The sequence below is a fragment of the Kitasatospora sp. NPDC058478 genome (assembly GCF_042720345.1).
Classification (GTDB): Bacteria; Actinomycetota; Actinomycetes; order Streptomycetales; family Streptomycetaceae; genus Kitasatospora.
Genome location: NZ_JBHXML010000044.1, coordinates 45,058 through 63,086 on the forward strand (window position 1 = coordinate 45,058; position 18,029 = coordinate 63,086).

Sequence of the window (18,029 nt, forward strand, 5' to 3'; positions counted from 1 at the left end):
CCCATTTTTCTTGGCAGTTGAACTCCGCGCCCCCCTGTTCGTCCAGCAGGGCCGCTACGACGCGCTTGATCTGCGCACGATGATCGGCGGAACCCGGGGCGCCCACGTCGGCGTCTCCGGCCCCACCGCCCTTCTGGTCGAGAAGGTCGACCACCCGACCCCGCGCGTGTCCGTCGCGGCGGGCTCGGTATGGCTGCCTGACGACGTCGCCGTGTCCCACCAAGGCGCCGTCCACTTCGCCAACCTGGACTCGTCGCTCCAGCTCCAGTGCTCCACCCCCAAACCCGGCGAGGCCGCCCGCGCCGACCTGGTGGTGGCCTTCGCCGACCCGGACAGCGCCCCGGCGGGCCCGCTGCTGATGGACATCCGCACCACCGCCGACCAGTACATGCAGCCGGTCACCTACGCCTCCGACGGCACCCCGTACGCCACCGCAGCCTCCGGCACACAGGTGACCAAGGAGGGCGCGCGCGGCTGGTCGATCGCCGTCCTCGCCGAGTCCACCCCGGGCGCCAAGGACTGGCCCGTGCCGTCCAACTGCATCCGCCTGGCCGTCGTCAGCATCTCCAAGACCGGGATCACCGGGATCGAGGACGTGCGCTTCGTGCCCGCCGGGCAGCTCGACACCACGCCGCTTCGCCACCTGCGCACCGCCGGTGCTCAGGGCGTCGCCCAGGCCGCCACCGGAGCCCCGGCCGGCAGTCTGGTCTACGACTCGGCGAGCACCGCCCTGCACAAGGTCACCGGCCCCGGCATCACCGCCCCCCTCGTCCCCGGCGCGGTCCGGCTGGACGCCGTCTACCAGGCGGGAGACGGATCGTGGGGCGACGACGCCTGGCACGTCTTCACCGCTCCGGCGGCCCCCTACCCCCGGCTGGTGACAGTGTCCTTCGAGGCGACCTATCGCGGAGAGTTCGGCGAGGGCTGGATCATCCCGACGCTCGTCGGCCACGGCGAGCGCCGCCGCGCGGGCCGCCCGCAGTACACCAAGGCCGGTGACACCCACGACGCCCGGGGAAGCGCCACCATCCGGGTACCGGCCGGGGCACCGCTGGACGTCTCGGCGACCTGCGCCCCGGAGTACACGCTGAACAACAACGTCAAGCTCTCCGCCGCCTGGACGTCCTACGCCGACGCCGTCGTCACCCTGGCGGCCTGATGGCGCAGGCTACCGACTACCGCGTGATCCTCTCCGAGTTCACGGGCGGCCGGCTGCTGGCCGAGCTGCCCGTCTCGGGGCTGAACTACCGCTCCATCCTCAACGCCCCCGGGGCCGCGAGCTTTACCGTGCCGCTGAACGCCGAGCCCCTGGCGGGCCTGGACTGGTCGCTCATCTCGCCGTGGCGCATCATCGCCCACGTCCAGCGCGGCAGCCGCGTCCTGTGGGGCGGCCCGCTGCTGACCTGGTCCGTGGACCTGGCCGCCGAGGAGATGACGCTCGGCTGCGTCGGCCTGTGGGACTACTACCGGCGAAACACGATCAACCTCGGGTACAGCACGGGTACCACCCCGCGCGAACAGACCACCATCGCCCGCGAGTTGATCCAGCAGTTCGCCGACGCCCCCTCACCCGTCGCCCCCGGCCGGCCCGGCTACTGGGGCAGCAACGGCCCCGGCGCGCTCACCTTCGACCCGGACCTGACGAGTATGGCGCGCGAGCGCACCTACCCCTGGTTCGAGTGGAAGAGCGTCGGTGAGGCCGTCGAGCAACTGGCGGGCGTGATCAAGGGCTTCGACTTCCGCATCGACCACGACTGGGACGTGGACGCCCACGTGATCCGCAACCGCTTCCGCTTCCTGTACCCGGCCGGAGGCGAGGCGACCGGCATCGTCCTGGAGCACGGCACCAACTGCACCGTCACCTCCGTGACGTCCGACGGCGATCAGATGTGCACCGAGACCGGCGTCAACGGCGCGGGCGAAGGCTGGGGCCAGCTCAAGAGCTGGTGGTACAACGGCCCGCTCGAAACCGAGGACGGCCGCCGCATCCCCCGACTCGCGTCCATCGCCACGAACAACTCCGTGGTCAGGACCGAAACGCTCACCGCGCAGGCCGAGCGCATGACCGCCGTCGGGGCGTTCCCCCTTGTCGTCCCCGAGATCACCCTGCACCCGGGCGGCGAGTACACCGCCGCCGAGCTGCGCGTCGGCCACAAGATCCGCGTCCGCGCCCGCACCGCCCGCTGGCCCGGCATCGACGCCGAGTACGTGATCCAGGAGATCAACACCAAGGCCTCCCGCAGCGGCGAGGAGACCACCCTCACCCTCGTCCCCGTCACGATCTTCGAGCGCGTGGACGACTGGGTGAAGGGTGAGCTGGAGATGGCCGCATGACCGTCTACGGCCGGCCGACCCTGGCGGACGAGTTCCAGGGAATCGACACCCGCCTGTCCGCGATGGAGCGCACCGCAAGCGCGCTCGGCGCGGTGCTGCCCATGACCCCCTACCGCCCCGGCCTGGACGTGGGCACCACCTGGCGCGCCGCCGCCACCATCCCGACGGCCGGCATCGCCCACCCCGTCCTGCGCCTGGACTGCCGCGTCTCGGCCAAGCAGGGCGCAGGCGTCTGGCTCCGCCTGTTCGACGTCGACAAGGCCCGTGCGGTCACCGCGGAGTGGCAGTACACCGGCGACGCGCTCAACAACGGCTGGGCCCGCTTGGACTGGATCTTGCCGACCGGTGGCGGCCAGCCCGGCGAATGGCAGCGCGTCCTCCTCCAGACCCGCACCGACGTCACCGGCGGCGGCACCGTCGACCCCGGCGTGGCCACGGCTCTCCCGTTCAACCAGGCCCCGAAGGCGACCGAGGCCGGGACCTGGACCCCCGTACCGATCCCGCCCGGCTACGCCTGACCTCCACCTCTCTGCCCCCTACTCACGCGAGAAGACCCGGCACACGTGTGCCGGGTCTCTCCATGTGCGTAGGTGGTCCAGCCATGCCCAGAAGGACTTACCTATCTCCCGCGAAGCAATGATCACCGAGGCCCTGCGGTGGGCCGACCAGAATTACCGGGGCGGCCTCAGCCCTTCCGGCAAGTACTACGACACACCCTTCGGGACGTGGTACGGGCTCAACCATCAGCCCTTCTGTGACATGTTCGTCTCCTGGTGCGCCGACAAGGGCGGCGAGGCCGCAGCGGTCGGCCGGTTCGCGTTCTGCCCCTCCCACGTCCAGACGTTCCGCAACAAGGGCCAGTGGTACGCCCGCGACGCCGCGTTCAAGCGCGGCGACGTCATTTTCTTCAGCTGGGACGGCGGCCCCGCCGCCGACCACGTCGGCATCGTCCTGGAGGACTCCGCCCCCGGCCAGCCCGTCAAGACTGTCGAAGGCAACACCGCCCGCACCTCCGGCGCGGGCCAGGGCTCCGGCGGCTGCGTCGCCCGCAAGACCCGCCCCCGCTCGGTCATCCTCGGAGCCGGCCGCCCCGCCTTCACCTCCGGCGGCACCACCACCCCGAACGGTCAGGCCGTCACCATCAACGGCCGACCGTACGGCCCGGGTGCGCGCGGCGAACACATCACCGAGATGGGCCGCGCTCTGGTCCGCGCGGGCTGCTCCCACTACACCCAGGGCCCCGGCCCCGTGTGGGGCAGCGCGGACACCGAGAGCTTCCGCGCCTGGCAGTACAAGCTCGGCGACACCGACAGCGCCGACGGCATCCCCGGCCCCAAGCAGCTCGCCCGCCTCCTCACGGAGTTCGGTGACGCCCCCGCGCCGCAGCCGCCGGCCACCCGCACGATCACCGTCCGCCGGGGCATGACGCTGGGCGGCATCGCCGTGGCGCTGGGTACCACGGTTGCCGGGCTGCTCTCCCTGAACCCCCAGATCGACAACCCGGACCGGATCACCGAGGGCCAGCAGATCACCGTCCCCGCCGCATCCGCGTCGGCGACCGCCGCCCCGGCAACCCCCGCACCGGAGCCGGCCGAGACCCCGGCCCCCGTCGAGCCCGCGCCGACCGAGACCCCGCAGCCGACCCCGAGCCCGGACCCGCTGCCCACCCCGGCCCCGGGCGCGGCCACCCACACTGTCGCGGCGGGCGACTCCCTGTCCGCCATCGCCGCGCGCTACGGCGTCGGCCTGGACGCCGTGGCCAACGCCAACCCGCAGATCACCGACCCGGACCGCATCGAGGTCGGGCAGGTCGTCAGCCTGCCGACCGCCCCGGCCGGAGCCGCCGCGCCGCCGGTCCACACCGTCGTACCCGGCGACACCCTGTGGGACATCGCCGCGTGCTACCGCGTCACCCTGGAAGCCCTGGTCGCCGCGAACACCTCCACCGTGGCGAACCCCGACCTGATCTTCCCAGGCCAGGACATCGTGATCCCGGACGGCTCCGCCCCGGTCCCGCGCCGCCCGGCCGCACCGAAGACGTCGAAGCCTGCCGCTCCGACGCCGGAGCCCGACGCGGCCACGCCGGCCGGACCGAGCACCCTCCCGGCCCCGCCGGTCGAGGAGAGCCCAGCCCCGAGCACCGGCTACTCGAACGACCTGGCCGGGTGGATCGAGGAGGCCCGGGACATCCTGCGCGCGAACGGCGACCCCGTCCCCAGCGCGGCGGCGATCGAGCACCGCGCCATGGTCGAGTCCGGCGGCAACCCGGCCGCCGAAAACCACTGGGACAGCAACGAGGCCCTGTACGGCGGGACGTACGGCCTCCTCCAGACCATCCGGCCGACCTTCGACACCTACTCACTGCCCGGCCACCGCGACATCCTCAACCCGGTCGACTCGATCATCGCCGGGGTCCGCTACGCGAACGCGACCTACGGCTCGTTCGAGTCGATCGCCTGGAACGCAGGGGGCTACTGATGGCCCGAGATGAACAGCTCGGCGGCGTGGTGATCGGACCACGCGAGATCTACGACGAGCTGGTGGGCGTCCGGGAGGACGTCCGCTCGCTCGCCCAGAGCCGCGACACCGTGGACGCGGTCCTGGAAGACCACGAGGACCGCGTCCGCGCGTTGGAACGCTGGCGTTACGGCGTCGTCGCCTCCGGGCTCGCCGGAGGCACCGCACTGATCACCGATGTCGTCGCACGCCTGAAGGGCTGAGCAAGATCGAAGACCTGAAGACCTGGATCACCGCCAACCCGGTGAAGACGCGCGCGGCTGTCGTCGCCGCACTCACCGCGCTGGGCACCGTTGTGCCCAAGCTCGCCGGAATCCAGACCAACGAAGCCGTCATCGGCCTCCTGCTGATGGCCGTCACGATGGCCGCCGGCCACTCCGCGGGTAAGCGCGTGGTCACGCACGAGACCGACGCCGCCAACACCGAGGCCGCCCGAGCGGCGGCCCTCGCCGAGTGCTGCGACTGCCCCCACCCCGCCCCGCAGACCGTCTCCCCGCCGCAGGGCGACGGCATGAAGAGCAAGCGGTGAACCGGGCCCCGGCTCGTCTTCGGACGGGTCGGGGCCCTTTCCTCGTTCACGGGGCCCGCGTGGTGGAATGGGTGGCGGGCGTCGTTGGTTAGACAACGCTCCAACGCAAGCAGATTTAGCGGACAGGATGTCCCCTAAAAGGAGGACCTCACCCGATGGCCCAGAGAAGGCCCGTGCAGGACTGGCGCGACGTTCCCGGAGCCCAGGAACTGATGGACAAGGCTCTCCCGTTGCTTGGCGCAGTGCGGGCGCGAGAGTACGGGCCCCTCGCGGCAGTAGCGTTCGAGACCGCTCTTCTCTTCACGAACCGCGAGGGCCTGCCGGACCTGCGCCGCAGCAGCCACGATGCCAAGCGCTGGATGTCCGACCTCTTGGACGCCGGGGGGTTCAAGCCCGTGCCCGGAGATTCCAAGGAGCGGCGGGAGAAGCTGGCGTCGGATCGACAGGCCATCTCACAGGGCGTGCGCACGGCAATGTCCCCGATCCGGGTCACCTACGTCCGGAGCATGGACGAGAACCCCGCCGAGCGCGAACGGAGGTTCCCCGGGCTGACGGACTCCGACGCTATCTTCGCCTACTACAAGATCAAGCCGAAGGCACAGCGGGAGCTACGGCTTGAGCACTACCACCGGAAGGCGGCGCTCCAGAGCATCGCGGCTGCCGTGCTCACACCCGACGGGGAGATCCCTCCAGCCCGCTGCGTCGAGGTGGTCGATACCGTTCACCGCACCGTCACGGCTTTGGACCCGGCGTCCTTCGGCGGGCTTGCTCCGGAGACCCTGGTTGAGCTTCGCCAGAAACTTCGTGAGACCCGCGCCGCGCTGCTCGCGCTGGAGGATGTGCTGAGCTGATACCGGCACCCCAGGCCCCGTCTTCCCTGTCCAGGGAGGGCGGGGTCTTTTCGCGTTCTGGGGTCGTCGGCGCGGTTGTTAACCGGCACGTCTAGACAGTTACGGAGGAATGCACCGGGTTGTCCGGCAACTCGGCCGCCGGGCCGGTTGTTAACCGGCGCACCTAAACGGTTGCGAGGAGGTGTGCCGTGAAGAACATCGCACTGATCGGCCGGGCGAGGTCCGGCAAGGACACGGCGGCCGGGGTCCTGGCCGGGTACGGGTACGTGAGGCTCGCGCTGGCCGACCCGCTGAAGGTGATGGCGTACGACGTCGATCCGGTGGTGGGCACCGAGCTGCTGGGCGTGAATGCCCCGGTCCCGGTCCACCTGGCCGACGCGGTGGACCGCTACGGCTGGGAGACGGTGAAGGACCGGTTCCCCGAGGCTCGGCGGTTCCTTCAGCGGCTCGGGACCGAGGGCGTGCGCCGTCACGTCGGCCCCGGCTTCTGGATCGGGCACCTGCACCGCGCCGCCGCAGCGGCCGGCGGGCCCGTCGTGGTCACCGACGTGCGCTTCGACAACGAGGTGGACGCGCTGCGCTCGGCCGGGTTCGCGGTCTGGTTCATCGACCGGGGCGGGGCCGACGGCGACCACCCGAGCGAACAGCTCGGCCCCAAGCACGCCGACCGGACCGTCCCGAACACGGGCTCCCTCGCCGCCTTCCACACCCGAATCCGCGAAGCCCTGGAGGCCACCGCATGACCCTGCGCGACCGCATCGAGGCGATCGACCGCACCGCCACCGCAATCGAGAACATCGTCTTCATCTACACCCCCGTACCGGACCCGCTCACCCCTGACGAGCGGGAGACCGACGAGCAGGCGGCGAACGCCCGGGTCGAGGCGGAGGTGCCCGGCTTCTCGGACACCCTGCCGTCGCTCGCCGCCGCGGCCTGACGGCCTCTCACCCTTCGGCCCGTCCCGATCCCCGGGGCGGGCCTTTCCCATGCCCAGCCACAGAGAAGAGAGAGAGCATGTCCGAAGGCGTCCGCACGATCCACCAGAAGGGCTCGCGCTACTACGTCCACCCCGAGTCGGGCGATCTCGCCCCGTCGGTGACGAGCATCCTGTCCATGGAGGCCAAGCCCTTCCTCCAGACGTGGTCAGCGAGCATGGCAGCTGAGTGCGCCGTCACGGACCTGGAGGTCGTCCAGCGCATTGCCGCCCGTGACCGCCAGGCCGCCGTCGACTTCCTCACGTACTCGGCCAAGCGCTACACCAAGGTCCGTGCTGACGTCGGCAGCCTTGTGCATGACTTCTTCGAGCTGCGGCTGCGCGGCGAAGAGGTGCCGTACCCGCACCACGACGTGGAGCCGTACGTGCCGCACATTGAGGCGTGGCTCGACCGCTACCAGCCCGAGCTGCTGTACGCGGAGGACGTGGCCTGGTCGCGTGAGCACCAGTACGCGGGGAGTTTCGACTTCATCGTGAAGATCAACGGCAAGACGATCCTGGGCGACCTGAAGACCGCCAAGTCGGTCTACACCTCGGTTGCCTCGCAGCTCGCGGCCTACGCCCACGCGGACGACCTGATCACCGTGGACCGCGCGATCCAGGCGTTCCCGAAGGTCGACGCCGGGGCTGTGCTGCACATCACCCCAGCCCGCGCGGAGTTCCGCCCGGTGAAGATCGACCGGGACATCTTCGAGCGCTTCCTCACCCTTCGCCAGCGCTTCGCGGACGACCGGGCCTCGGACGCCGGGATCATCGGCCGCGTCGCCTGGTCCAACGATGCCGGCCGTCAGACGGGCACGGCGCGCCGCGCCGCCTGACCCGGGTCTGTTAACCGCCCCGGCTCACTCTCCACGAGGCCGGCGACCGGGGTTGTTAACCGCCCCGACTCAACCCTGGCGAGCACGGTTGTTAACCGCCCCGGCTCACTCCTGGCGAGCACGGAGAGCGGGGTTGTTAACCGTCCCGGCTCGACCCTAGTGAACGCGGGGCCGCCCTACCTGTGGCCCCTCCTCCCGACAGAACGGATGCCCTTGAGCGACGCACTCGACAACATCTTCAACAGTGACCCCGAGCTGGCCGAGCGCGCGGAACGCGCAGAGGCCGCCGCCCGCCCGGACCTGGCCGGCGTCTTCCGCAACTACGAGGCGGCCCCCGACGGCGGTTTCCCGATTGCCCAGCACGAGTGGATGGTGACCAGCGCGCTGCCGTCCACCGCCGAGGCCGTGGCGGAGCTGCTGGGCGGCACCCCGTACGAACGGGAGACCGAGGCCGAGGACGCCATGGCGGTGAAGACCGACGCCGACCGGGTGGAGGTCGTCATCTCTGGCCCCGACGCCGTGCGGATGGACTTCAAGCAGTGGGTGAACGGCAAGCTCGCGCACCACTGCGACACCCGCCAGTTCCTCAGCCCGCCGGAGGACGTCGGCGTGCCGTGCCGCTGCCCCGGCACCATCGCCGAGCTGCGGGACCGCGCGAAGGCGGAGCGGGGCCCCAAGCCCAGCATCGAGATCGACTTCACGCTTCCCCACGCCATGGACCTGGGCCGCTTCCGGTACAAGTCCTCGGGCTGGTCGATGATCGCCGACCTGCCCGCGCTGAAGGGCGCGCTGGCCCGCTCCGGCGGCCCTTCGCTGGCCCACCTCATCAACGAGCGTGTGCAGTACACGAGCAAGGCGGGCCGGGACGTCGACTACCAGAAGGCCACGGTGAAGGTCATCAAGCCGTACGAGCTGGCGCTCACCGACACCAAGGCCACGGCCATCGAAGAGGAGCCGCCGTTCTAACGGCGCTCCACCACTAGCACCACCAGCGGGACCGGCTTCTTCGGAGGCCGGTCCCGCCCCGTTTTCCCTGGAGAGAGAAACCCGATGTACCCCTGCACCACCTTCACCGCCCACCAGCCGGCCGCCCGGACCAACAACCACCGCCACGGTATGCCGTGGGAGTCCGCCGAAAAGCACCGGCTCACGATGCTGCGCGCTCAGGGCGTTGCCTTCACGGAGATCGCCCGGCTGCTCGGCCGGACCGAGGCGGCCGTGCGGGCACAGGCGAACAAGCCCGCGCCCGGCGCGGCGGGTGAGCACCTGCCGAACATGCCCGGCAGCCGTATGCGCGGGGACGAGCTGCTGGAGCAGCGGGACCGCACCGGCCTGACCTTCGAGCAGCTGGCCGCGCGTGCCGGAATCCTCTCCGGCCCCGCCATCCTGTACATCATCGCGGCAGGCAAGAACCAGCTCTCCCCGCGCTACACCACCGCGATCAGGGACCTTCCCGACGCCCGCCGCACGGCCCCGGCCCCGGCCCCGGCCCCGAGCATTCCCGCCGCGTCGCAGCTCGCCCCGGGCTTCGTCAACATCACCGTGCCGGAACAGCTGGCTGCCGCGTTCCAGGTGATCGTCCACGCGATGGGAGCCCAGCAGTGAGCGCCTGGGAGGCCGACGCCGAACTGTTCGGCAAGGCCGGAAGCAAGGCGTTCCTGGCGATGCTCGCCGCGCGCTGCGTGGAGCCGGGAACGGGACAGGGAGCCCGTGAACTTCGTGCCAAACGGCACGAAGTGAAGGTCTCGGCCAACGGATTTGCTAGGTCAGCGGGCAAGGGAGCACACACGGTGCACCGGTACCTCGCCACGTGGGATCTGCTCGCCTCGGCCGGGCACGTCCCGCCGCGCGATGAGCTGGCCCCGGGTGTGGACGTGGAGCTTCCGGCCGCGAAGACGTGGACGGAGTTCTACCGCAAGGCGAACCCGCCGAAGCCGAGGGCCGAGAAGCCGGAGGACGTGACGCTGGAACAGGCCGAGGCCGAACTCGCCGCCGACCCCACGGCGCGCCTGGTCCCGGTGCCCCAGAGCCGTCACGTCAGCACCTACTTGCAGCGTATGAAGCACGCCACCGAGGACATTTTCGACCGCGCTCCCGATCCTGTCGCGGACGCGGTGATGCGCCTGGTCGATTGCCTGGAAGCCCTGAGCAACCCCGACCAGACGAACCGCGCCTACCTGCACAGCCTGGACGCCGTCGCCGAGCTGGCCGCAGCCTTCGCAACCCCCCGATGAGGAAGGACCCCGTGCACGCCCCCACCCCCGCCGGGCCGATCCCGGCCCGCCTGGTCAACGTCCTGCCCGGTACCGACCGCGCGCAGGAGATCATGCGCTCCGCGTTCCGTGAGTCGCCGCGCCCGCCGTCGGCCGGCACCCGCAACTCGCAGGCGAAACTCACCGAGCGCAAGGTCTACGCCATCCGGCGCGCCGCCGATCTGGGCGCCAGCCTCTCCGCCCTCGCCGAGGCGTTCGGCATCTCCGAGCGTGCCTGCCGCCACATCGCGCGGCGGACCTCCTGGGCTCACCTGCCCGAGGAGGGAGTGGCCCGTTGACCGACTACTCCACCCCGCTGTGGAAGGTCCGGCCCGAGGAGCGCCGGGCCTTCCTGCACGGCCGGGCGCGGGCGCTGGCCGCCGACGGCGCGTCCGCCGCCCGGCTGCTGCGGGCCTCGGATGCCGCGCACACCGCCGACTTCCGTGAACCGCGCCAGGGAGAGGGCGAGACATGACCTACCGCATCGGCCTGGGCATCGCCCCGGCGCTCGGCGACCTGCGCCTCGCCGGGTCCGGCGACATGATCCTGTTCCTGTACGACGCCCGCCAGCGCCCGGACTGGCCACGGTACTGGGAGGCCGCCGGCATGGCCGCCTACCGGGGCGCTGCCTTGTCGGTGGTGAGCGCCTAGTGGCCAACCGCAGCAAGGTCAAGGGCACCGCGTGGGAGACCGCGGTGGCCGACTACCTGAACGAACAGCTCGGTCAGTACCGGCCGGACTGGAAGGACGGTGACCGTGTGGTGCGGTGGAAGGACCCGTTGGACCCAGACAACGTCCGCCGCAACGTCCAGGAAAGCGCGGCGGACATCGGGGATCTGAACGTCCGTCCCTTCTGTGGCGAGAACAAGGCAGAGAAGTCGTACGACCTCGCCTCCTACGTCCGTCAGGCCGAGGCCGAGGCGGTCAACGCCGGGATGCCGTTCGGGGTCGCATACGTGAAGCGCCCCCGGGCGAAGACCGAGGACGGGTACGCCGTCACGTCGATCCGCACCCATGCGGCGATCGTCAAGGCCCTGCGGGAGGCCGGTTACTAGAGAGGAGAGGGCCGTGCGCATGCAGGAGATCCTGGACCGCCTGGAGGAGTGGCGGGACTACCAGAGCGGTGAGTGGGTGGCCCGCTGCCCGGCCCACGACGACGGGAAGCCGTCGCTGTGGATCAACCTGAAGACGTCCGGCATGGTGGGCCTGGCCTGCCGCGCCGGGTGTCGCTTCGAGGACATCGTCGCCGGGATGGACCTGCTGCCCAGGCACCTGTTCAACGTGGACGCCGAGGGCCTGGTCGCCGTGGCCGAGGCCCGGCCGGAGCCCGTCTCGCCGTACCTGACAGCCGGGCTGCGGGTATGGCTGGACTCCCTGCCGGCCGGAGCCGACGCCGCCCCGGCCTTGGACTACGCGCAGAAACGATTCGGCCTGACGGCCGCCGAACAGGACCGGCTGGGCCTGCGCTGGTGGCCCGACCCGCAGCCGTGCCCCGAGTGGGTTCCGACCTCGTTCATCCGCTATCCCCGCCTCGTCGTGCCGATGCACGACTTCGCGGGGGTGGCCCGGGGAGCGCAGGGCCGGGACCTGTCGGGGCGCTGCCTGGGCCGGTGGATCTCGCTGGCCAACCCGGACGGCTTCGAGTGGCAGCGGTACGGGGTGTTCCCAGGTCCCGACCCGGATGCGCCGTGGGTGGTCGCCGAAGGCCTGTCGGACCCGCTGGCGATCGTCGCCGACGGCTACAACGCGGTGGGGGTGCGCGGGGCCGCGCTGCTCAACAACGACCCCACCACGCTGGACGCGCTGGCCGCCGGCCTGGCGGGGCGCGACGTGCGGGTGTGCGGCGACAACGACCGCTCCGGGCGGGAGTTCACCCGCACCATCCTCACCGCCCTCCACGAACGGGGCTTGCCTGCACGGCGGTTGACGCTGCCCGAGGGCTTCAAGGACTACGCAGTATGGAGAGAGACCCGATGACGGCCTACGCCATCGACAGCCTGACCACCCCGCACGAGCCGGACCGGCCCGCGCTGACGCTGCCCCCGGCCGACGCGGTGGCCGCCTACCGGGAGGCGGCGTCCCGCTACGGGGCGAGTGACATCGTCAACGCCCACGCGTTGGTGCAGTACACCAAGGGCGGCATCAAGTACGCCGACGGCGTGGGCTTCCACGTCTGGTCGGGGACGCACTGGGTGCGCAACGAGGTACTGGTGCGCCAGGCCGCCCACGACCTCGGGGCCGCGATGGTCGAGACCCTGGCCCGGGAGAAAGCGGTGATCCGCGAGGCCCTGGCCCTGAAGCTGGCCGGGGACGCGCTGGCCGCAGAGTACGAGCGCCAGGTGGCCGCGCTGCCGCTGGCCAAGGCCGCGAAGGGCTTCACCATGGCCCGCCGGATCGATGACCTGATCCGCGAACTGGCCTCGGTGCGCGGGGTCCACTGCGAGGTGGACGACTTCGACCACCAGCCGCACCTGCTGTCGTTCGCCAACGGGACGGTGGACCTGCGCGACGGCCGGCTCAGGCCGCACGATCCGGCGGACATGCTGACCAAGTCCCTGCCGTGGGACTACAACCCGAAGGCGACGGCCCCGCGTTGGCTGCGGTTCCTGGACGAGGTGTTCCCCGCCGAGCCTTCGATGCCCGCCTACATCCACCGCCTGTGCGGGTACGGCATCACAGGGTCGACCGCGGAGCAGGCGTTCGCGGTGTTGGTCGGTGTCGGCGCGAACGGCAAGTCGGTGTTCCTGGACACCCTGTCGTACGTGTTCGACGCGCTGTCCGAGACCACGCGGTTCGAGACGTTCGAGGACCGGGGCAACAGCATCCCGGCCGACCTGGCCGCGCTGCGCGGGGCCCGGATGGTGATGGCCTCGGAGGGCGAGGCGGGCAAGCCGATGTCGGAGTCCGTGCTGAAGCGCGCGACCGGCAGCGACAAGCTGACCGCCCGTTTTATGCGCGAAAACTACTTCACCTATCAGCCGACGTTCCTGCTGTGGCTGGCGTCCAACCACACCCCGGCCTTCCGGTCGCAGGACACCGGTTTGTGGCGGCGCGTGAAGCTGATCAGGTTCGATCGCTTCTTTGCTCCGGAGGAGCGGGACCACGGGATCTTCGCCGCGCTGCGCGAGGAGGCCGAGGGGATCGCCGCGTGGGCGGTGGCCGGCGCGGTCGAGTGGTACGCCGAGGGGCTGAAGGAGCCCGACTGCATCAAGGCCGCAACCTCCAACTTCAAGGAGAACAGCGACGCCCTGGCGGAGTTCCTGACGGACGTCCTGGTAAAGACCGGCGACGATGCGCAGCATGTCCTGTCTCAGGACGCGTACAACGCGTACCGCGACTGGTGCGAGGCGCAGGGCGAACGGGCCTGGACTCGCCGCGGATTCGTGTCCGCGCTGGATGAGCGCGGTATCCGCCAGCACCGCATGAACAAGGGGCGTGTGCTGCTGGGTGTGCGTTTCGCTCAGCAGTCGGCACCCGCCGGGCCGGGAGTCTTCGACACCACCAACGACTAGGAAGTGAGCACATGCGGGTACACCCGTACCGGCTGGCCGGAGAGCCAGTCGAGATCAAGGTCGCCGAGAACGGTGACGACCTGCGGGAGTTCCGCACCTGGTGGACCGGCCACGCGAACGCCGGGACACTTCTCGGGTTCGACACCGAGACCACCGGCCTGTCCTGGACGGACCGAATACGGCTCGTCCAGTTCGGCGACACCTGCACCGCGTGGGTCATTCCCTTCGAACTCGGCGGCATGTTTCGCGAGGCCGCCCGGGAGGCGCTGGCCCAGCTCCCGCGCCTGGTGGCCCACAACTTGACGTTCGACGCGTTGAAGGTCGACAACGAGCTGGGCATCCAGCTCGAAGACCTCTATCCCCGCGCCCAGGACTCCCGCGTGGCCGCCCACCTGCTCGACAGCCGCCACGACCACGAAGGCGGCGTCGGACTGTCGCTCAAACCGCTCTCCGCCTGGTACATCGACCCGGCCGCCCCCGACACGCAGGGTGACCTGACGAAGGTCTTCAACGGGCTGGGCCTGACGAAGGAGAACGGCTGGGCGCGGATCAGCCTCTCGCACCCCGTCTACGAGTTGTACGCCGGTCTCGACGCGCTACTCGTCGCCCGGCTGCTGCCCAAGCTGCTGGCCCGGTACAAAGCCGAGGGTCTGCGCTCGGCCCTGCTGCCCTACGAACACCGCGTCGCCTTGGTGTGCGCCAAGGTGCAGCGCAACGGGATGCTGCTCGACCCGACGTACACCAAGGGCCTGGTGGGCCGTCTGGCGGACGAGAAGAAGTGGTTCTCCGGCGTGGCGGCCCGGTTCGGCGTCTCCTCGGTGAACAGCCCCGACCAGGTGGCCGGCGCGCTGCTCGGGATGGGCGAGCGGCTGACGGAGAAGACGGACAGCGGCGCGCTGTCGGTGGCCAAGGAGGTGCTGCTGCCGCTGGCGGACCTGGACCAGGACTGGCGGCGGCTCGGGATGCGGAAGCCCAACCCCCTGGCCGACGCCGTGTTGAGGGCGAAGAGGGCCGGGAAGTGGTCGACGTCCTACGCCGAGGCGATGCTAAACAACCGGGACGAGCACAACCGCATCCACCCGAAGATCAACCCCATGGGGGCGATCACAGCCCGCGCCTCCCACTCCGACCCTGCCATGGCCCAACTCCCCTCCCACGGGTGGGAGGTGCGCCGGTGCGTGGTCGCCGAGCCGGGACACGTGTACTTCTCGGTGGACCAGCAGGCGGTCGAACTCCGTGTGCTGGCCGCGCTGTCCGGGGAAGCCCGGATGGTGCGGGCCATCGCCGAAGGCCGCGACCTGCACGGCTACGCCGCCGCGATGATGTTCGGCGAGGGCTACACCAAGGCTCAGCGGACCCTGGCCAAGATCGCCGGGTTGGGCACCGCGTACCAGGGCGGTGCGGCGACTCTGGCCAAGCAGACGGGTCAGCCGGTCGACGTCATGAGGGACACCCTCCAGCGCTACGGCCGGGCGTTCCCCGGGATCAAGAGGTGGGCGCGCAAGATGCAGCGCCAGGCTCTCGCGGAGCGCTGCACGATGACCACGGTCACCGGCCGGCGGCTCCACCTGGACCGCGACAAGCTGTACAAGTCCGTCGCCTACGCCTGCCAGTCCACCGCGCGCGACACCATGGGCCAGGCGCTGATCAAGATGGACGAGCAGGGCCTCACCCCCTACCTCACCATGTGGGTGCACGACGAGGTGGTGGGCACAGCCCCGAGGAGCGAGGCCGCGGAGGTCGCCCAGGCGTGCGCGGACGCCATGAAGATGACGCTGCTGGGGGTCCCTCTGGACACCGACGCCGAGGTCTACGGCCCGAGTTGGGCCGACGGCTACGGCCTGCCGAAGGAGTGGGCCTATGCGGCGTGAGGCCGAAAGTCCGTGGACCCAGTGGTGCGAGGTGTGCGACGACGAGCGGCCGTTGGTCCAGTTCGGCCGGCGCAAGCGCTCGCCGAACGGCCGGGCGAACGTCTGCCGGCCGTGCGTGAAGGCGGCGAACAACAAGGCGAACCGCGACCCGCAGGTGGTCCGCAAGCGCCGGGACGCCCGCCTGCGCCGGGTCTACGGCATCACGCTGGCCGACTACGAGCGGATGGGCCGTCGCCAGCGGTGGCGGTGCGCGATCTGCGGTCAGAAGGCGGTGGCCGGGGACCGCCTGGTGGTGGACCACGACCACGACAAGCCCAAGGGCGCGGCCGTGCGCAGGCTGCTGTGCCGGGGAGAGAACGCGGCCTTGGGCCACTTCGGCGACTCCTCCGCCCGTCTCGACCGGGGCGCGGTGTACCTGCGCGACCACGGAAAATGAGACCCACGCCACATTGCGATCACTTTACGTAAGCATCGCTGGTCACTGCCATGATCGGGACCTTTGGCATGTCCGAAAGTCCCATAAGGACTGTTGCGGACATAGGCCACATCTCCTAATCTCTGCACGCGAAGTGTGATGAATAAGAACATTCTGTGAAGAGCGGGAGCGACGATGAGGCCAGGGGGGCGCGCCGCCGTTGCCGGCATGCGCCGCCTTCTGGACCGCCTGGCTCACGTCCGCCTACACCTTGCCGCCACCGTAAGTCCCAGCTTCGTGAGGGCATTTCGCCTCGCCATGGGCCTCACTGATGTGAGCAGACTATTCCTCGGCCATCTGCCGTGGGAGGCCGATCCGTGCAAGGTTGAGCGACTTCGCCGGAGGGTGCTAGCCGCCCTCCACGTCCATCGGACTGTGAGTCCCGAGCCCACCCGGGCCCGCTTCGAGCGGGCCCTTCACCTCCTCATCGCTCGCTGTATGGCGCTCTTCGTACGCCGCCTGGCCCTCTCGATAGCCCCGGCCCTTCGCCGGGAAGCTCCGGGATCTGACCGCCTGGCCTAGCGCCAGTGCCCACCAGGCCCCTGCCTTTCGGCTGACACCGAACCGGCAGGGGCCTTTTCCATGCCCCGACGCGGCCACGAGTGCCGGCCGGGGCTTCGTCATGCCCTGACGCGGGCCCAGATGTGCGCCAGGGCTTCGTCATGCCCTGACACGGCCGCGAGTGCCGGCCGGGGCTTCGTCATGCCCTGACGCGGGCCCAGATGTGCGCCAGGGCTTCATCGCGCCCTGACGCGCCGTCCGGCGATACCGCACGCCCATCTACATGTTCTGTACATGTCAAGGAATCTCTATGTCTTCGTCCTGCATTACCCCCGCCCTGATCCGCCAGGCCCAGACCCCCAAGCCTCTGCCCGCCCTGACCGGCCTGGGCACACTCGACCGAGGCCGGGTTGCAACTGAGGAGATCCTGAACGGACTTGAGGGCATCGCACTGTCCGTCTCCCGCAAGCGGGCTCAGCAGATGGAAGGCGACAGCCACCAGGCCGCCCAGGACATCGCCCAGGAGATGCGGCTGAGCTTCTGGCGGGCCATCCACGCGTGGGACGTCGACGCCCCGAACACCGCAGAGTTCAGCTCGTACGCATTCCAGCGGGCGAAGTTGGACGGACACGCGGCCGCCACCCGTGAGATCGCCCCCGGGGTGCCGCGCGACTCCGCCGCAGCGTTCATGGGCGCCCTCAAGCGCAACGGCGGCTGCTTCACCGCCGCCAAGGAGGAGCTGACCGGGCTGGACGCCAAGCGCCGGTTCTCGCCCGAGCGCGCCGACATCGTCGCCGCCGTCTTCACCCGCCCCCTGCCGATCGCCAGCGTCGCGGAAGGCGCACTCGAAGCCTCCACCGCGCAGGACCCGGACCACCTGGTCGAATACACCGCGCTCGGCACCACCCCCCGCACCGCCCGGCTCCGCCTCGCCGCCAAGGACGGCCGGCCGGTCGTCGCCGCCGCGACCACCGCGGGCTGGTGCAGCGACCTCCAGCCGTCCCTGGCCTTCAACCCGCTCGCCATCTCCCGCGACGCCGTGCGTTGCAAGGGCGTCCGTGTCACGGGCACCAAGCGGGGCAAGAAGGCCAGCGGGGCGATCACCGACCGGGCCGTGGAGGCCGAGACCTCCGCCCGCTTCGCCGCCGCCGCGTGGGTCAAGGCGGCCGGGCTACTGGAGCGCATGTCGCCCACCGAGGCCGCCATCGCACGTCTCGCCTACGGCTTCGACGGCCCGCCCATGCTCACCGACGCCGGGAAGCTCGACGCCACCGGCATAGCCGAAGCCCTCGGCAAGACCCCCGGCACCGTCAAGGCCACCTGGTCCCGCGCCATGAAGAAGCTCCGGGACGCCGCGTGAACCGAGCTGTTAACC

The 18,029-nt window shown here is 70.6% G+C and carries 22 protein-coding genes; all 22 read left to right on the top strand.

Features of this window, described 5'->3' with window-relative positions; genetic code table 11:
- The first annotated feature begins 10 nt into the window (after window positions 1–10).
- Window positions 11–1,159 carry a hypothetical protein gene (locus ACFWPT_RS24270; RefSeq protein ID WP_380484228.1) on the top strand — a complete coding sequence of 383 codons (1,149 nt, stop codon included), beginning with the start codon at window positions 11–13 and terminating at the stop codon, window positions 1,157–1,159.
- Complete coding sequence (locus ACFWPT_RS24275) at window positions 1,159–2,334, top strand: hypothetical protein (RefSeq protein ID WP_380484230.1); 1,176 nt, start codon at window positions 1,159–1,161, stop codon at window positions 2,332–2,334. The genes ACFWPT_RS24270 and ACFWPT_RS24275 overlap by 1 nt, the downstream gene beginning before the upstream one ends.
- Window positions 2,331–2,852 carry a hypothetical protein gene (locus tag ACFWPT_RS24280; protein WP_380484232.1) on the top strand — a complete coding sequence of 174 codons (522 nt, stop codon included), beginning with the start codon at window positions 2,331–2,333 and terminating at the stop codon, window positions 2,850–2,852. Before ACFWPT_RS24275 ends, ACFWPT_RS24280 begins: the two co-directional genes overlap by 4 nt.
- Window positions 2,853–2,970: 118 nt before the next feature.
- The gene (locus ACFWPT_RS24285) at window positions 2,971–4,812 is read left to right on the top strand and encodes a LysM peptidoglycan-binding domain-containing protein (protein WP_380484234.1); all 1,842 of its coding nucleotides are present in this window, start codon (window positions 2,971–2,973) and stop codon (window positions 4,810–4,812) included.
- Window positions 4,812–5,054, top strand: coding sequence for a hypothetical protein (locus ACFWPT_RS24290; protein ID WP_380340841.1), 243 nt, complete (start codon window positions 4,812–4,814; stop codon window positions 5,052–5,054). Before ACFWPT_RS24285 ends, ACFWPT_RS24290 begins: the two co-directional genes overlap by 1 nt.
- 41 nt (window positions 5,055–5,095) lie before the next feature.
- Window positions 5,096–5,380: a hypothetical protein gene (locus tag ACFWPT_RS24295; protein ID WP_380484236.1), complete on the top strand. Its 285-nt coding sequence runs from the start codon at window positions 5,096–5,098 to the stop codon at window positions 5,378–5,380.
- Between the two features lie 155 nt (window positions 5,381–5,535).
- Entirely contained in the window at window positions 5,536–6,231 is a 696-nt protein-coding gene (locus ACFWPT_RS24300) for a hypothetical protein (RefSeq protein WP_380484239.1), read from the top strand.
- Window positions 6,232–6,419: 188 nt separating this feature from the next.
- Window positions 6,420–6,974 (top strand): hypothetical protein, encoded by a 555-nt coding sequence (locus ACFWPT_RS24305; RefSeq protein WP_380484241.1) that lies wholly within the window; start codon window positions 6,420–6,422, stop codon window positions 6,972–6,974.
- Complete coding sequence (locus ACFWPT_RS24310) at window positions 6,971–7,168, top strand: hypothetical protein (RefSeq protein WP_380484243.1); 198 nt, start codon at window positions 6,971–6,973, stop codon at window positions 7,166–7,168. The genes ACFWPT_RS24305 and ACFWPT_RS24310 overlap by 4 nt, the downstream gene beginning before the upstream one ends.
- Before the next feature lie 77 nt (window positions 7,169–7,245).
- Window positions 7,246–8,043, top strand: a complete 798-nt coding sequence (locus ACFWPT_RS24315; protein ID WP_380340855.1) for a hypothetical protein — start codon at window positions 7,246–7,248, stop codon at window positions 8,041–8,043.
- Window positions 8,044–8,256: 213 nt separating this feature from the next.
- Entirely contained in the window at window positions 8,257–9,009 is a 753-nt protein-coding gene (locus tag ACFWPT_RS24320) for a hypothetical protein (RefSeq protein ID WP_380484245.1), read from the top strand.
- An 84-nt stretch (window positions 9,010–9,093) separates the two neighbouring features.
- Window positions 9,094–9,648 carry a hypothetical protein gene (locus ACFWPT_RS24325; RefSeq protein WP_380484247.1) on the top strand — a complete coding sequence of 185 codons (555 nt, stop codon included), beginning with the start codon at window positions 9,094–9,096 and terminating at the stop codon, window positions 9,646–9,648.
- The gene (locus ACFWPT_RS24330) at window positions 9,645–10,277 is read left to right on the top strand and encodes a hypothetical protein (RefSeq protein WP_380484249.1); all 633 of its coding nucleotides are present in this window, start codon (window positions 9,645–9,647) and stop codon (window positions 10,275–10,277) included. The genes ACFWPT_RS24325 and ACFWPT_RS24330 overlap by 4 nt, the downstream gene beginning before the upstream one ends.
- Before the next feature lie 11 nt (window positions 10,278–10,288).
- Complete coding sequence (locus tag ACFWPT_RS24335; RefSeq protein ID WP_380484252.1) at window positions 10,289–10,594, top strand: hypothetical protein; 306 nt, start codon at window positions 10,289–10,291, stop codon at window positions 10,592–10,594.
- On the top strand, window positions 10,591–10,770 hold the full coding sequence (locus ACFWPT_RS24340; RefSeq protein ID WP_380340869.1) for a hypothetical protein: 180 nt from the start codon (window positions 10,591–10,593) through the stop codon (window positions 10,768–10,770). The genes ACFWPT_RS24335 and ACFWPT_RS24340 overlap by 4 nt, the downstream gene beginning before the upstream one ends.
- Window positions 10,767–10,946 (top strand): hypothetical protein, encoded by a 180-nt coding sequence (locus ACFWPT_RS24345; RefSeq protein WP_380484254.1) that lies wholly within the window; start codon window positions 10,767–10,769, stop codon window positions 10,944–10,946. Before ACFWPT_RS24340 ends, ACFWPT_RS24345 begins: the two co-directional genes overlap by 4 nt.
- Window positions 10,946–11,350, top strand: coding sequence for a hypothetical protein (locus ACFWPT_RS24350; RefSeq protein ID WP_380484256.1), 405 nt, complete (start codon window positions 10,946–10,948; stop codon window positions 11,348–11,350). The genes ACFWPT_RS24345 and ACFWPT_RS24350 overlap by 1 nt, the downstream gene beginning before the upstream one ends.
- A 19-nt stretch (window positions 11,351–11,369) precedes the next feature.
- Window positions 11,370–12,272 (top strand): toprim domain-containing protein, encoded by a 903-nt coding sequence (locus ACFWPT_RS24355; RefSeq protein ID WP_380484288.1) that lies wholly within the window; start codon window positions 11,370–11,372, stop codon window positions 12,270–12,272.
- Complete coding sequence (locus tag ACFWPT_RS24360; protein WP_380484258.1) at window positions 12,254–13,807, top strand: phage/plasmid primase, P4 family; 1,554 nt, start codon at window positions 12,254–12,256, stop codon at window positions 13,805–13,807. The genes ACFWPT_RS24355 and ACFWPT_RS24360 overlap by 19 nt, the downstream gene beginning before the upstream one ends.
- A gap of 11 nt (window positions 13,808–13,818) precedes the next feature.
- On the top strand, window positions 13,819–15,678 hold the full coding sequence (locus ACFWPT_RS24365) for a DNA polymerase (protein ID WP_380484260.1): 1,860 nt from the start codon (window positions 13,819–13,821) through the stop codon (window positions 15,676–15,678).
- A complete protein-coding gene (locus ACFWPT_RS24370; RefSeq protein WP_380484262.1) occupies window positions 15,668–16,114 on the top strand; it encodes an endonuclease domain-containing protein in 447 nt (148 codons plus the stop codon). The genes ACFWPT_RS24365 and ACFWPT_RS24370 overlap by 11 nt, the downstream gene beginning before the upstream one ends.
- An 850-nt stretch (window positions 16,115–16,964) precedes the next feature.
- Window positions 16,965–18,014, top strand: a complete 1,050-nt coding sequence (locus ACFWPT_RS24375) for a hypothetical protein (protein WP_380484264.1) — start codon at window positions 16,965–16,967, stop codon at window positions 18,012–18,014.
- Window positions 18,015–18,029 lie beyond the last annotated feature (15 nt).

Coding starts and splice junctions, on each gene's coding strand:
- ACFWPT_RS24275 (WP_380484230.1), top strand. CDS start 1,159: ATGGCGCAGGCTACCGACTACCGCGTGATCCTCTCCGAGTTCACGGGC.
- ACFWPT_RS24280 (WP_380484232.1), top strand. CDS start 2,331: ATGACCGTCTACGGCCGGCCGACCCTGGCGGACGAGTTCCAGGGAATC.
- ACFWPT_RS24285 (WP_380484234.1), top strand. CDS start 2,971: ATGATCACCGAGGCCCTGCGGTGGGCCGACCAGAATTACCGGGGCGGC.
- ACFWPT_RS24290 (WP_380340841.1), top strand. CDS start 4,812: ATGGCCCGAGATGAACAGCTCGGCGGCGTGGTGATCGGACCACGCGAG.
- ACFWPT_RS24300 (WP_380484239.1), top strand. CDS start 5,536: ATGGCCCAGAGAAGGCCCGTGCAGGACTGGCGCGACGTTCCCGGAGCC.
- ACFWPT_RS24310 (WP_380484243.1), top strand. CDS start 6,971: ATGACCCTGCGCGACCGCATCGAGGCGATCGACCGCACCGCCACCGCA.
- ACFWPT_RS24315 (WP_380340855.1), top strand. CDS start 7,246: ATGTCCGAAGGCGTCCGCACGATCCACCAGAAGGGCTCGCGCTACTAC.
- ACFWPT_RS24325 (WP_380484247.1), top strand. CDS start 9,094: ATGTACCCCTGCACCACCTTCACCGCCCACCAGCCGGCCGCCCGGACC.
- ACFWPT_RS24345 (WP_380484254.1), top strand. CDS start 10,767: ATGACCTACCGCATCGGCCTGGGCATCGCCCCGGCGCTCGGCGACCTG.
- ACFWPT_RS24355 (WP_380484288.1), top strand. CDS start 11,370: ATGCAGGAGATCCTGGACCGCCTGGAGGAGTGGCGGGACTACCAGAGC.
- ACFWPT_RS24360 (WP_380484258.1), top strand. CDS start 12,254: ATGGAGAGAGACCCGATGACGGCCTACGCCATCGACAGCCTGACCACC.
- ACFWPT_RS24365 (WP_380484260.1), top strand. CDS start 13,819: ATGCGGGTACACCCGTACCGGCTGGCCGGAGAGCCAGTCGAGATCAAG.
- ACFWPT_RS24370 (WP_380484262.1), top strand. CDS start 15,668: ATGCGGCGTGAGGCCGAAAGTCCGTGGACCCAGTGGTGCGAGGTGTGC.
- ACFWPT_RS24375 (WP_380484264.1), top strand. CDS start 16,965: ATGTCTTCGTCCTGCATTACCCCCGCCCTGATCCGCCAGGCCCAGACC.